The organism is Rhodomicrobium udaipurense JA643, assembly GCF_000636015.1.
Lineage (GTDB): Bacteria > Pseudomonadota > Alphaproteobacteria > Rhizobiales > Rhodomicrobiaceae > Rhodomicrobium > Rhodomicrobium udaipurense.
The window spans coordinates 1-13004 of the sequence record NZ_JFZJ01000015.1 but is presented as its reverse complement, the minus strand read 5'-3'; the positions used below and the strand labels follow the sequence as shown (position 1 = coordinate 13004).

Here is a 13004-nt window from a genome sequence, read left to right as displayed (position 1 = left end):
GGCGCCCGATGTGAACGGCACCGTCCTATCGGGGCGCGCGCGTCGCTCCGTCGAATTGGCGCGGAGCATCTCCAAAGCTTGCGCTACGTTCGCGCGGGTCAGGCTCGCGCCAGTCCGCGTCGCAGCCGAGGGGACACGCCGAGAGAGCGAACTCGGCGGGACGATCCGGCCAGCGAGGCGGCTCCATCGTGTGCGCGGGCTGTGCTTCCGCCGCCGTCGCCTTGTAAACCGGTCGCATCGTCATGAACCCCCTTGTCGCCGAGCCGTGGGTGTTACAATATTCGCCGACGAGATTTTTTCGAAGGGCTGAAAATGCAGGGTTTTGCGAATGGGTCTCGCTCGTTTTGCAAATTTTGCGAATGGACGACTGAATGAAGAAGGTCTTCGTCGGCGTAAAGCTGAAGCGGCTGCGCGAAGAACGCGGATTGACGCAAATCGCTTTCGCTGAAGCGATCGGGCTGTCGGCGAGCTATCTGAACCAGCTTGAGAAGAACCAGCGGCCGCTCACAGTGCCGGTCCTGCTGCGCATCAACGCGGCCTTCGGCGCCGACATGCAGCTTTTGTCGGACGGCGACGAAGCGCGCATGATAGCAGACCTGAAAGAGGTCTTCTCGGACCCGGCGAGCGGCGAGAACGTCAGCCTAGCCGAGATCCGCGAGATCGCCGCCTCGATGCCTGCTGCGGGCCGCGCGATCGTGGCGCTTCACCGAAGGTTGCGCCACGTGACGGAACGGGGCGACGCGATGGCCCATGAATTGGGCCTCGGTGCTGCCGGTCTTGCAACCGTCGCGCCTATGCCGTTCGAGCAGGTGCGCGACTTCTTCTACCGCCACCACAACTACTTCGCCGAACTGGACGAGGCTGCGGAAAAGCTTTTCGCCGAGGCTGAGCTGGTCGAGGGCGAAGTCGTCGAGGGGCTTGCGCGCTATCTGGAGCAGCGGCACGGCGTCCGCATCGGCGTGAGAAAGCCCGAGGGAGAGGCTCCGAACCGGCAGGCCAACCGCGACTATAATCCGAACGAGCGCGTGCTTCGCCTCTCCGCGCGCCTCGATCAAGGCCAGCGCGCCTTCCAAATGGCGACGCAACTCGCGTTCCTTGAGATGGGGGAGCCGCTGAACCGGCTCGCGAGGGAAGCGGCGCTGGGCTCGCCCGCGACGCACGCGCTTGCGCGTATCGGCCTTGCCAACTATTTCGCGGCCGCCCTTCTGATGCCCTACCGCGCTTTTCTTGCTGCCGCCGAAGCCGTGCGCTACGACATCGACAGGCTCGCGGAGCAATTCGGCGTCGGCTTCGAGACGATCAGCCACCGACTTAGCTCACTTCAGCGGCCATCGGCGGCAGGCGTTCCCTTCTTCTTCATCCGCGTGGACCGCGCGGGAAACATCTCGAAACGCCAGTCCGCCACCGATTTCCATTTTTCGCGTGTCGGCGGCGCATGCCCGCTCTGGAATGTGTACGAAGCTTTCGCGCAGCCGGGTCGCACGTTGACACAGGTGGCGCAGATGACGGACGGACGCACCTACCTATGGATCGCCCGCGCGGTGCGGCATACGGTTGGCGGCTATGGCGAGCCGGACAAGACCTTCGCCATCGGGCTCGGCTGCGACATCCGCCACGCGCCGCGGCTCGTCTATTCGAAAGGGCTCGATCTCGACGACCCCGCCGCTGCCACGCCCATTGGCGCAGGCTGCAAGGTGTGCGAGCGCCCGGCCTGCCCTCAGCGCGCCTTCCCGATGATCGGACGGCCACTCGTGGTGAATGAAAATCGGAGCACTTTCCTGCCTTATGCGGCCAAGCCTGCGTAAAGCCAAATCGCTGAAATCGAAGCGAGGCTCGAACGCGACGAGCCATTTCGGCTGTGCGGGACAACCGACTTTTCATCGTGGATAAAGTTTAGACGCGACTATGCTGTCCGCTACCCAGCCGCCGCGCAGTCTTCGCCGGACGGCTACCGCCTCACGGTCGCGCGTGCGGACGGCTCGTCACTCGCGCTCTGGCTGACCCCGCCAGTGTAGGCCTGCAAAACCTTCACCTTGGTCCCGATCTTCGCGATCGAGGCCAGATGCACGACGTGCTCGTTCTTCAGGCGAAAGCAGCCTGACGAGTTTGCCTGTCCGACGGTGCGCTCGTTGTTGGTGCCGTGGATGCGATAGACGGTATTGCCGAGGTAGAGCGCTCGCGCTCCTTGCGGATTGCGCAGGCCTCCTGACACCGTAATCGGCAGACCGGGCTGGCGCTTGTGCATCTCCTGCGGCGGCGTCCAGGACGGCCACTCCGCGATGCGCGTGATACGTTCCGTGCCCGACCAGGTAAACCCATCGCGACCGACCGAAATCGGATACTCATAGGCTCTTCTGCCAGGGAGCACAAAATAGAGCTTGCGGCTCTGCGTATCAACGATGATGGAGCCGACTTCCTCGTTCTGGTTGAAGTAGATGATCGATGGTTCGGCCGGCGCAATGTCGGGACGAGCGCCGCCATCCATGAACTTCGGGTAGACGACCGGTTTGCGCCGCTCGCTACGCTGGGCCTCATCCTGTTCCGCCTGCCTTCGGATGTCGCTCTCGAAAACCGGGCGGCCGTCGGCCCAGTTCTCCAGCGCGAGTGCCGAAACCTGCCCAGCCATGAGCCCGGCAGCAAGCGCCGATAGAAACGCGCTCCAACGTCTCATACCTTCCCCCCGTACTTGCCCAGACGCCGCCATGCCCACTGCGTCGATATGCCGACAATCCAATACCGAGCCTGGCTCGCAGCAACAAGTCCGTGCCGACTTTCGCGGCCCATTGCCACCCGAGACTGTGGCTATTTCGCCAATGACGCTATTCGGATAAGCTCTGCCCCGGGAATTTCTCGCCCAGCGCATACCCCGCGCCGCGAACGGTGCGGATCGGGTCTTTTTCCTTGCCCCGATTTATTGCCTTGCGCAGGCGTCCGATGTGCACGTCCACCGTGCGTTCGTCCACATAGACGTCACGGCCCCAGACACCGTCGAGCAACTGCGTCCGCGAGAACACGCGGCCGGGGCTTTCCATCAGAAATTCGAGAAGCTTGAACTCGGTCGGCCCGAGGCGCACCTCTCGGCCGCTTCGCATCACGCGATAGGTTTCGCGGTCGAGTTCGATGTCCTCAACCTCAAGCGTTTGCGAAATGCGCTCAGGCGCGGCACGGCGAAGGATCGCCTTCACGCGCGCCAGAAGTTCCGGCACCGAAAACGGCTTCACCACATAATCGTCCGCGCCGACGGTCAGGCCGCGAATGCGATCCGTCTCTTCGCCGCGCGCCGTCAGGAGCAGGATCGGAATTGTTCGCGCAGTTTTCCCCGCGCGCAGGCGGCGGCATAGCTCAATGCCGGAGAGGCCCGGCAGCATCCAGTCGAGGATGATGAGATCCGGCGGCTCTTCGCCGATGGCAACTTCCGCCTCGTCGCCGCGCTGCGAGATGGATACCGAAAAGCCCTCTGCTTCGAGATTATATTGAAGGAGAAGAGCGAGGGCCTCTTCGTCTTCGACAATCAGAATCTTGGCATTCATCGTCTGCTCTTGCTACCCGCGCCAGCACTCCCCTAGCAAAAAGGGGCGTGCGGTTGGCTCGTCCTTCTATCGCGAAAAAGCCCGTTCATCGTTTCAAAGCGCTCGCTTCACGCGCAAGCGCTTCAGGCCTTCGCCGGCATCAGGCGACCGAGCGTCAGCGAACTCGTGCTGTCCGCTTTCGGGCGTTCATCGCCGAGTGCCTTTCCGTGAATCAGGAAATATATGGTCTCCGCGATGTTGGTCGCGTGATCGCCGATGCGTTCGATGTTTTTCGCGCCGAACAGAAGATGCGCGTACACGCTGGCACTCTGCGGCTCGTCCATCATCGTCGTCAACAGTTCGCTGTAGAGCGAATTATACATGGCGTCGATCTCTTGATCGCGCTGCCAGACCGCCAGCGCCGCGTCCGCGTCTCGCTGCGAATAGGCGTCCAGCACGTCCTTCAACTGACGCAGCGCCGCCTCGCCGATATGCACGAACCCGGTCATGACCTGCTTCGGCCGAGGCTCAGCGGCAATCGCGATGGCGCGCTTGGCGATGTTTTTCGACAAGTCGCCGATGCGTTCAAGGTCGAGCGCGATGCGGATCGCGGTGACGATCTGACGAAGATCGGACGCGACCGGCGCGCGGCGGGCGATGATGGAGATGGCGAGTTCGTCGACGAGCCGTTCAAGCGTGTCGATGCTGCGATCGTTGGCGAGCGTCACCTCGGCGAGGTCGGGGTCGCGATGATAGAGCGCGTCGATGGCCTGTCCAAGGGCCTGTTCGGCGAGGCCGCCCATCTGCGCGATCATCGTGTCGAGCGACTTCAACTCCCCTTCGTACGATCTGTCGACATTTCCAGACACTGCCGTTTCCTCCGGTGCGGTCGCGCAACCACGATGCGCGCCGCCCTTTTTATGGTGAGGGGCCGGGCCGCAGCCTGCCCCGTTGCGGATGCCAGGGCTTTAGCCAAACCGCCCGGTGATGTAGTCCTGCGTGCGCTTGTCCTTCGGATTCATGAATATCTGATCGGTCGTATCCTCTTCCACAAGATAACCCAAATGGAAGAAGGCCGTCCGCTGAGAAACGCGCGCCGCCTGCTGCATGTTATGCGTCACGATGACAATGCAGTAGTTTTCGCGAAGCTCGTCGATCAACTCTTCGATCTTTGCAGTCGCAATCGGATCGAGTGCCGAGCACGGCTCATCCATCAGGATGACTTCCGGGCTGACCGCGATGGCGCGAGCAATACAAAGCCGCTGCTGCTGGCCGCCGGAAAGGCCGGTGCCTTCGCCGTCGAGGCGATCCTTCACCTCATTGAACAGGCCGGCGCGTTGCAGGCTCTTGACCACGATTTCTTCGAGATCACCCTTAGACTTGGCGAGCCCGTGAATGCGCGGCCCGTAGGCTACGTTCTCGAAGATTGTTTTCGGAAACGGGTTCGGCTTCTGGAACACCATGCCGACGCGCGCCCGCACCTGCACCGGGTCCACATCGGGACCATAGATGTTCTTTCCCTGGACGAGGATTTCGCCCTTCACGCGCGCGCTGGCAATGGTGTCGTTCATGCGGTTGAAACAGCGCAGAAACGTGCTCTTGCCGCAGCCCGACGGACCGATGAAGGCCATGACGCTCCGATCCGGGATGTCGATACCGACGCTGAAAAGCGCCTGCTTCTCACCGTAAAACACCGAGACGTTGCGCGCCGTTATCTTGTAGTCGACCGGCTGTCCCGTCGGCAAAGCCGGAGCGGCGAGGCTGGAATTGAGGGCACCCGGTTCGATAGAGAAATCTACCATTTGCGTTCGTACCTTTTCCGCAGGACCATGGCGAGAATGTTCATGACGGCAAGAATGCCGAGCAGGACGATGGTTGCGCCCGCTGTCTTTTCAACGAAGCCGCGTTCGGCCTCCGTCGCCCACATGTAGATTTGCACCGGCAGGGCAGTCGCGGGATCGAGCGGCGAACTTGGCACGTCCACCACGAAGGCAACCATGCCGATCATCAGAAGCGGCGCCGTTTCACCGATGGCTTGAACGAGGCCGATGATCGTTCCGGTGATGATGCCGGGAAGCGAGAGCGGCAGTACGTGGTGGAACACGCTTTGCACTTTCGAGGCGCCGACGCCGAGAGCGGCCTCGCGGATCGATGGCGGTACTGCGGTAATCGAGGCGCGCGTAGCGATGATCACTGTCGGCAGCGTGCGAAGCGTGAGCACGAGCCCGCCGACCAGCGATGCGGAGCGCGGCAGCCCGGCGAAGTTGATGAACACCGCCAGACCGAGGAGGCCGAAGACGATCGACGGCACGGCGGCAAGGTTATTGATGTTCACTTCTATGATGTCGGTGATGCGGTTCCGTGGCGCGAACTCTTCAAGATAAATGGCAGCCGCGACCCCCAATGGCACCGACAGCAACACCACGATCAACATGATGTAGAACGAGCCGAGCAGCGCCACCGCAAGCCCCGCCGTCTCCGGCTGGCTCGAAGCGGTGTTGGTGAAAAGCCCGGTGTTGAACGATTTCTCCATCGCCCCCGACGCGGTCAGCTTGTCGATCCATGAGATCTGCTGATCGGAGATTTGCCGGTTCTCCTGGGGCAATTCGCGGTCGATCTTGCCCTTCGCGAAGGCATCGACGTTACCGCTAGCTAAAACCCAGACATTTTGCGTCGTGCCGATGATCTTGGGATCGGAGGCGACCATGGCGCGGAGCTGCGAGTCGACATCCCGTGAGACGAGCGCATTCGCGGCCTGACGCTGTGCCCGGCTCGACGGGTCGACGCCGAGCTGCCCGTAGAGCGCCTGGTTCGCCAGCTTCTGGTAATTCGCCTGGGCCAGCGCGTTTGCGTTCCGCGTTCCGTCCGGGTCGATCTCGGCGGCGTCGAACTTGATCGGCAGTTCGATCGACGTCTGGAAGAAGGCCGTCCAGCCGTCGCGAATGATGGTGCCGAAAAGAATGACGAGGAACGACATGCCAAGCGCAATGGCGATCAGGCCGTAAGCCTGAAACCGCACTTCCTCGCGGCGGCGCCGACGCATCAGCGCTGGATTATCGAACCGACCGACAGTTTCGGCTGCGTCGCTATCGGACATGCTGGAATCTTGGGCCACCGCGCTCATTCGTATTGCTCCCGGTATTTCCGTACGATGTAGAGGGCGTAGACGTTCAAGCCCAGCGTGAGAATGAACAGCGTAAACCCGAGCGCGAACGCGACCAGCGTTTGCGGCGTGTTGAATTCAAGGTCGCCCGTAAGCTGGCTCACGATTTTCACCGTAATGGTGGTCACGGATTCAGCCGGGTTCAATGTGAGGTTCGCGGCGATGCCCGCAGCGAGCACCACGATCATCGTTTCGCCGATGGCGCGCGAGGCAGCCAGCAGGATTGCGCCGACAATGCCGGGCAGCGCCGCCGGCAGGACCACGCGCTTGATGGTTTCCGATTGCGTCGCGCCGAGCCCGTAGGAGCCTTCGCGCAGCGCGTTCGGGATGGCGGAGATGATGTCGTCGGACAGCGATGACACGAAGGGAATGATCATGATCCCCATCACGATGCCCGCCGTGAGCACGCTTGTCGGCTGGATCACCAGCCCGATCTCGGACCCTACGAAGTTGAGGAACGGACCGACCGTCACAACCGCGAAGAAGCCGTAAACGATGGTCGGGATACCGGCCAGCATTTCCAGCGCCGGCTTCACGGTCGCGCGCACTTTCGGGTGAGCATATTCAGACATGTAGATGGCGGCGAGCAGGCCGATCGGCACGGCGACGACCAGCGCCACGATAGAGATATAGAGCGTGCCCCACATCAGCGGCAGAAGGCCGAACTGCCCCTGGCCGCCCGCATCGCCTGCGCTCGCAAAACGCGGATCCCAGATCGTGCCGGTCAGGAAGTCGATGATGGAGACATGCTTGAAGAATTCAACGCTCTCGAACAGCACCGAAAGCACGATACCGACCGTCGTCATGATCGCGACCGAAGACGCGGCCATAAGCGCCAATATGACGACCTGCTCCACGCGATTGCGCGCGCGCAAGTTTGGCGAAAGTTTCCGAAAGGCGAAAATGAAGCCGAAGATCGCGAGGAACGCCGCAACGGCCGTCTTCGCGAGGCGGCTCAAGTGGCGAATGTTGTTCAGCTCTTCGGCGGAGGCGATGACCACCGCATTGGGCGGGGTGGCGATCACGACGCCCTTGCTCTCGAACAGACGCTGAGCTTCCTTCGGGCTCGCCTTGGCAGCGGCAACCTCTGCCGGCGTAAGCCGTTCAAGACCGGTCGCGACGCTGCGAACGACGCCCATCGCAAGACCGATTTGCCCTTCCGAGCCTTCGAGCACTTGCGCGGGCAGATTGGATTCGACTTCAGCCTGGATGAAGCGCGGCTCGACAGCGGACCAGACCAGCAGCACAAGGATGGCGGGAAGTGCCGTCCAAAGCGCGAGGTAGCCGCCATGATAACCGGGGCGCGAGTGAACCGCGCGGGGATTATCGGGGGATAACCGCTTGGCTCGCCAGAAGCCTATAACGAAGGCAACCATTGCGGCGAGCAGCAGACAAAAAAGCAATGCGCTAAGTGACACGACCGTCTCCGACAGGGAGTTCGACGATTTCGATCATAGGCAGGCGCGGCGAGGTTTTCGTCATCGCAAATGCGCCATTCGAGCGGCGTTGGAGCGTTCCGCTGCGGGGTCCGGCTGTCTGCATTTCCGCATTGAAGGTGTCCTGCGCGCAGTCCTCGCCGGAGAAGATACTACAGACGGCGCATTTCATAGAATAGAATGACGAAACAAAGCAACTCGCGTGTGGCGTAATCATTGTGGGGTTGATGCACGCCACACGCTTCCGTTCGGGGTGCCGGGCAGAGCCGCGACACCTAGGCAGTCTTAGCTGAGCGGAGCCAGCGGCTTCAGATCCTTAACCGTCTCGCGAACAGCCTTGGCTTCGGCTTCCGGCAGCGGAACGAGGCCGTACTGAGCAAGCGGACCGTCTTCGCCGATCATCTTGTCGCTGACGAAGAATTCAGCATACTCCTTCAGGCCCGGGATAACGCCGACGTGAGCCTTCTTCACGTAGAAGAAGAGCGGGCGGGAGACCGGGTACTTGCCAGACGAGATGGTCTCGACGGACGGCGTCACGCCGCCAACGGTCGCAACGCGGAGCTTGTCGGTGTTGTTCTCGTAGAAGGCGAGGCCGAACACGCCGATCGATTCCTTGTTCGCCTGAAGACGAGCGAGGGTTTCCGTGTAGTCGCCGTCGATGTCGATGGCATGCTTGCCGCCGTCATCCTTGCGAACCTTCGCGCAAGCCTTTTCGGCCGCCGACTTGACCTTGTCTTCAGCCGTGCCAGCCGCCTGCAGCTTCTCGGCAATCAGCTTCTCCGCGCCGGTCGCCTTGCAGCCGGCAACGAGAACCTTCTCTTCGAAGACTTCGCGCGTGCCATGCTTTTCGCCCGGGATGTAGGCGACGACTTCCCATTCCGGGAACGCGGCGTTGACTTCTTTCCAGGTCTTGTTCGGGTTCGCGACGAGCTTGCCGTCAACGACGATTTCGGGAGCGAGGGCGTTGAACCAATCCTTCGCTTCATACGCGAAAGCCGCGCCCTTCACGTCGGACGCGAACACGATGCCATCATAGCCGAACTTCACTTCGACCACGTCGGCGACGCCATTCTTCGTGCAGGTTTCCTGCTCGCCCTTCTTGATGCGGCGCGAGGAGTTCGCGATGTCGATCTTGTCTTCACCGACGCCGTCGCAGAACTGCTTGAGGCCAGCGCCCGAGCCGCCGGATTCGACGACGGGAGCCTTCAGACCGGCATTCGCCTTCGCGAAATTCTCGGCAACGATCTTCGCATATGGGAAGACCGTCGAGGAACCGGCAATTTTAACCTGATCGCGGGCAGAAGCGGAATCGGCTGCAAAGAGGCCGACAGCCGCCGTAGCCGCCACGAGTGCGGTGACACGATAATTCAATGTGCTCTCCCTTGAGATTGGAACCAGCCTTTTTGAGCGGTTCAACGCGCTGAAACCCTAGGGCAGCGCCATGTCTCTTTTATGTAAGGGCAGTGAACCTTTAATGACAAATTAAAGCACTGATTTCTAAACCAATATTATTCCTCAAGAGTGGGCTGAGCAGTTGGCTTGAATACAACTTCAAGTAAGCCAAGATTGCTCTTATGCTCGGCAAGAAGCACCGTAAACTTCGACCCGGAGCCCACTTCGGAAGCGATGCGAAGCTCTCCACGGTGGCGATTCACGACATGCTTGACGATGGCGAGCCCTAGTCCCGTGCCGCCTTTTTCATGTCCCGCAGCCCCGGCGACGCGATAAAACCGCTCGGTCAATCTCGGCAGGTGCTGGCCGAGGATACCCGGCCCGTCGTCCTCGACGCTGATCGCTATCATATCCTGCGATCCGCTTCTCTGGCGCTTGAGCTTCACCTGTACCGAGCCGGCTTTCCGTCCATATTTGATCGCGTTGTGCACGAGATTGATGAAAACCTGGGTGAGTTCATCCCGGTCGCCCAACACGGTCACGTCGCCGACCTCGGACTCGACCGCCACCGTGACATCCGCCTCGGCCGCCATCGGTTCCAGAGCCTCGCACGCCTGTTCGACAAGGTCCGCAATCGCAACCTCGCCCTGCGGCTTCAGATGCGCCCGCATCTCCACGCGGGAGAGCGACATCAGATTGTCGATGAGCCGCGCCATGCGTTCGGCCTGCTTGGCCATAATCGGCAGGAAGCGATCGCGCGCCGCTTCGTCGTGGCGGGCGGCGCCGTGAAGCGTCTGGATGAATCCCGACAGCGAGGCCAGCGGCGTCTTGATCTCGTGGCTCGCGTTGGCGATGAAGTCGGCGCGAAGTTGGTCGAGGCGGCGCTGCTCGGTCAGGTCGCGGAGATAGACGAGGATTGACGGCCCTGCGTCGGACGGCAGCACGAGCCACGAAACCGTGGCCGCCATGTGCCGCTCGACGGGGACACGCTCGCTGAAAGTCACCGTCTGCTGCCGGTTGGCTGGCCCACACTCCATCACCGCGTCGAGCACCTGCGGGCTGCGCGTCGCGCTGGATATGTGCGCGCCGTTCTTAAGCCCTTCAAACAGATCGCGGGCCTTGCCGTTGAAGGCGAGGATCGTTCCGTCACGGGCGAGAAGAATGGCCGGATCGGGCAGGGCGTCGGCGATGGGCTTCGCAACCGCCAGCGTCTCTTCCTTCGCGCGGTCGACGCTAACGGCATCGTAACGGAGACGAGTCCGTGACACCGGGATGAAGGCGGCTCCGGCCACGAAGGTCAGAATGGCAGCCGTGGGCGCTCCCAGCGGCAGACCGTGGAAGAGTGACAGCAGGCCGATCACCGCCGCAGCGAGCAAAACGAGCCAGCGCCGAAGATAGAGGCGCGACAGAACACCGTGCCGTGGCAGCAGGCCCGAGCCAGGAGCGGCGGGGACGACCCTCGGCCGAAAGATGCCGTCCGAAAAACGCTTGCTGTCGCTATCCCGATAGACTTCGAGCATGCCGGTCCGTGGTCCTTCGCCGCTTGAAACTTTTATTGTAGAAGAATTATCGGCCATGGCGTCAGGATAACCAACATCTGCGACAGTTTTTCGACGCTCCCGTTAAGCTTTAGACAAGGTCGCGACTGAGGCTTGCCGCTTGCAGGCGGTCGAGATATGCACGCCAGACAACGTCTTTGTTGCGCGCAAGCTCGTGAAAATACACCCAGGAATAGATGCCCGTGTGATGCCCGTCGCTGAACACGAGTCGCACCGCATAGTTGCCGACGGGCTCGATCGAAAGGATGGTCACGAGACGCTTTCCGGGGACGAGTTTTCGCTCGGACGGCGAATGCCCCTGCACCTCGGCGCTCGGACTTTCGACGCGCAGAAGTTCGGCCGGAAATTCCGCGTCCAGCCCATCCACGAAGGAAATGCGGAGCGTGGTCTTGTCCGCGCTGAGCCGTAATTCTGTCGGCACCGGCCCCTCACCGCTGGCTTGCAACATCGCTTTCGCTCCTTTTTTTGTGATCGTTACACTTTGATATGTCAGCGTTACCCTTTTTTGCCGCATTCCGGTTTAATAGATTTGTCTACAAGGAACCCACGGTTCGACAACCATAAGGTTTCGTTTTCCGCGTATGAGGTAGTGTGCAATGCCGGCTATTCGGATGTCCCGCAGCGAACGGTCTTCGCTCGAAAAGATCATCAAACGCCCCTGCCTCGTTACCGACATTCCGGCGGATCACGCTGAAAAGCTGATGAATTACGGGTTGATCAAGCGGCAGGTCATGCTTCTGCATTCGACACAGCGCGGCCAGCTCGAAATTCTGCGTCAGCGTTTTCGCGGCGACGATTTTGCCCCGGCCATGGGCCTCGAATCCTACGCCTGACGTAATTTTTACTTAGTGGCAAAACCTCACTAGTAAGATGCACTCTCGCGCCTATACTGAAAAGTAAGGGCGGTAGCGTCGGAACTTCGCTCCCGCTTAGGCTTTCATGAAGGCATGCGTTAAGCGGGAGATCATGATGTCGCGACTTCTTTTCACTGCCCTTTTGGCCGCTGCCGTCGTCGGAACGACTGTTCAGAGCGACGCGGCACCCCGGCGTGGGCAACAGCCCCGGTCCTACCAGCTCTATGTCGCGCCGCAAGAGCCTACGCTGGTTGAGCGCTTCTTCGGCGCGTCTGCCCCGCGTTGGCAATATCAGCGGCCGTTCGCGTGGTACAACACCAGCCTGTATAATTATCCCGGCCCCCACTACAACAATACGACGTTCTGGGAACGGGTGAACACGCAGGCGAACTTCCCGGTTCAATACTGATCCGCCGGAAGCACATGGCGTTGCGGTAAGCGCAGCGCTTTTTTTATGCCCGTCGAGGCGCGCGCTACCGCCCGAAGATCGCAGCCAGCGACGGCACCGGCAAAGTGCTTATCATTAGGGCCGCCGCCGTCAGCGTGGCAACCGCCATCACGGGATTCGCCTCTGCGGGGAAGAAGGACACGACGGCCGTATCGAGCGCGATCATTGAAAGCGCCGCCGCCGTCGATGGCAGACCGCAAAACCATTTCGGTTTGTCGGTGTGGCCTTCCTTGAGAAACGCCTTCTGCGCGCGCGCCTGTATGTTGAACCGCGCGAGCCTCAAGCCCGTCGTTAGGACATAGGCCGCCGCGATCGCCCAACCCGCCAGGCCGAATTCATGGAGGTGCCGGTCGTAAAGCAGCATCGCGGGCGCGACGCCGAAGTTCAGGAAGTCAGCGAGCGAGTCGAGTTCCGCGCCCATTGCGGATTCGGCCTTGAGACGCCGCGCGGCATAGCCATCCGCCACGTCGAGCACGACGGCGCCGAGGATCGCGATCATCGCCAGTGCATAATTTCCGTCATGTGAGAGCCTGATCGCCGTCAGCCCGCAAACAACGGCCGCAAGGGTGAACGTGTTCGGCACGAGCAGAGCGACCCTTCGCTTCAGCGAAGTTTTCGCGAGAGGAGCCTCGTTTCTGCCGAT

Annotated in this window: 14 protein-coding genes; 3 read left to right on the top strand and 11 right to left on the bottom strand. The window is 61.3% G+C overall.

Annotation, left to right across the window (positions count from 1 at the left end):
* Window positions 1-25: 25 nt before the first annotated feature.
* Window positions 26-244 carry a hypothetical protein gene (locus T281_RS04125; protein WP_037234697.1) on the bottom strand — a complete coding sequence of 73 codons (219 nt, stop codon included), beginning with the start codon at window positions 242-244 and terminating at the stop codon, window positions 26-28.
* A 127-nt stretch (window positions 245-371) separates the two neighbouring features.
* Between T281_RS04125 and T281_RS04120 the strand changes: the two genes are divergently transcribed.
* The gene (locus tag T281_RS04120; RefSeq protein ID WP_037234694.1) at window positions 372-1805 is read left to right on the top strand and encodes a short-chain fatty acyl-CoA regulator family protein; all 1434 of its coding nucleotides are present in this window, start codon (window positions 372-374) and stop codon (window positions 1803-1805) included.
* Window positions 1806-1948: 143 nt separating this feature from the next.
* On the opposite strand, the gene T281_RS04115 is transcribed toward T281_RS04120, so the two are convergent.
* The 9 genes from T281_RS04115 to T281_RS04070 form a co-directional block, all read right to left on the bottom strand.
* Complete coding sequence (locus T281_RS04115; RefSeq protein WP_037234691.1) at window positions 1949-2671, bottom strand: L,D-transpeptidase; 723 nt, start codon at window positions 2669-2671, stop codon at window positions 1949-1951.
* Window positions 2672-2819: 148 nt separating this feature from the next.
* Window positions 2820-3530, bottom strand: a complete 711-nt coding sequence (phoB, locus tag T281_RS04110) for a phosphate regulon transcriptional regulator PhoB (protein ID WP_037234688.1) — start codon at window positions 3528-3530, stop codon at window positions 2820-2822.
* 122 nt (window positions 3531-3652) lie between these two features.
* Complete coding sequence (gene phoU, locus T281_RS04105) at window positions 3653-4378, bottom strand: phosphate signaling complex protein PhoU (protein WP_013419984.1); 726 nt, start codon at window positions 4376-4378, stop codon at window positions 3653-3655.
* Window positions 4379-4477: 99 nt separating this feature from the next.
* Window positions 4478-5311 carry a phosphate ABC transporter ATP-binding protein PstB gene (gene pstB, locus T281_RS04100; protein WP_037234686.1) on the bottom strand — a complete coding sequence of 278 codons (834 nt, stop codon included), beginning with the start codon at window positions 5309-5311 and terminating at the stop codon, window positions 4478-4480.
* Window positions 5305-6606: a phosphate ABC transporter permease PstA gene (gene pstA, locus T281_RS04095; RefSeq protein ID WP_245269146.1), complete on the bottom strand. Its 1302-nt coding sequence runs from the start codon at window positions 6604-6606 to the stop codon at window positions 5305-5307. Before pstA ends, pstB begins: the two co-directional genes overlap by 7 nt.
* Before the next feature lie 23 nt (window positions 6607-6629).
* On the bottom strand, window positions 6630-8090 hold the full coding sequence (gene pstC / locus T281_RS04090) for a phosphate ABC transporter permease subunit PstC (protein ID WP_037234680.1): 1461 nt from the start codon (window positions 8088-8090) through the stop codon (window positions 6630-6632).
* Window positions 8091-8393: 303 nt separating this feature from the next.
* Entirely contained in the window at window positions 8394-9479 is a 1086-nt protein-coding gene (locus tag T281_RS04080; RefSeq protein ID WP_081796586.1) for a substrate-binding domain-containing protein, read from the bottom strand.
* Between the two features lie 137 nt (window positions 9480-9616).
* Window positions 9617-11020: an ATP-binding protein gene (locus tag T281_RS04075; protein WP_052037006.1), complete on the bottom strand. Its 1404-nt coding sequence runs from the start codon at window positions 11018-11020 to the stop codon at window positions 9617-9619.
* 109 nt (window positions 11021-11129) lie between these two features.
* Window positions 11130-11507 carry a gamma-butyrobetaine hydroxylase family protein gene (locus tag T281_RS04070; protein WP_037234770.1) on the bottom strand — a complete coding sequence of 126 codons (378 nt, stop codon included), beginning with the start codon at window positions 11505-11507 and terminating at the stop codon, window positions 11130-11132.
* A 148-nt stretch (window positions 11508-11655) separates the two neighbouring features.
* On the opposite strand from T281_RS04070, the gene T281_RS04065 reads away from it, so the two are divergent.
* A complete protein-coding gene (locus T281_RS04065; RefSeq protein ID WP_013419991.1) occupies window positions 11656-11892 on the top strand; it encodes a hypothetical protein in 237 nt (78 codons plus the stop codon).
* Window positions 11893-12025: 133 nt separating this feature from the next.
* Window positions 12026-12322 (top strand): hypothetical protein, encoded by a 297-nt coding sequence (locus T281_RS04060; protein WP_162173111.1) that lies wholly within the window; start codon window positions 12026-12028, stop codon window positions 12320-12322.
* Between the two features lie 64 nt (window positions 12323-12386).
* Here the strand turns inward: T281_RS04060 and T281_RS04055 are convergent.
* The coding region (locus T281_RS04055) for a CDP-alcohol phosphatidyltransferase family protein (RefSeq protein WP_202901739.1) at window positions 12387-13004 on the bottom strand (618 nt) is incomplete at its 5' end.

Excerpts from the sequence above, each read along its gene's own strand:
- T281_RS04125 (WP_037234697.1), bottom strand. The coding sequence starts at position 244 with ATGACGATGCGACCGGTTTACAAGGCGACGGCGGCGGAAGCACAGCCC.
- T281_RS04120 (WP_037234694.1), top strand. The coding sequence starts at position 372 with ATGAAGAAGGTCTTCGTCGGCGTAAAGCTGAAGCGGCTGCGCGAAGAA.
- T281_RS04115 (WP_037234691.1), bottom strand. The coding sequence starts at position 2,671 with ATGAGACGTTGGAGCGCGTTTCTATCGGCGCTTGCTGCCGGGCTCATG.
- phoB (WP_037234688.1), bottom strand. The coding sequence starts at position 3,530 with ATGAATGCCAAGATTCTGATTGTCGAAGACGAAGAGGCCCTCGCTCTT.
- pstB (WP_037234686.1), bottom strand. The coding sequence starts at position 5,311 with ATGGTAGATTTCTCTATCGAACCGGGTGCCCTCAATTCCAGCCTCGCC.
- pstA (WP_245269146.1), bottom strand. The coding sequence starts at position 6,606 with ATGTCCGATAGCGACGCAGCCGAAACTGTCGGTCGGTTCGATAATCCA.
- T281_RS04075 (WP_052037006.1), bottom strand. The coding sequence starts at position 11,020 with ATGCTCGAAGTCTATCGGGATAGCGACAGCAAGCGTTTTTCGGACGGC.
- T281_RS04070 (WP_037234770.1), bottom strand. The coding sequence starts at position 11,507 with ATGTTGCAAGCCAGCGGTGAGGGGCCGGTGCCGACAGAATTACGGCTC.
- T281_RS04065 (WP_013419991.1), top strand. The coding sequence starts at position 11,656 with ATGCCGGCTATTCGGATGTCCCGCAGCGAACGGTCTTCGCTCGAAAAG.
- T281_RS04060 (WP_162173111.1), top strand. The coding sequence starts at position 12,026 with ATGATGTCGCGACTTCTTTTCACTGCCCTTTTGGCCGCTGCCGTCGTC.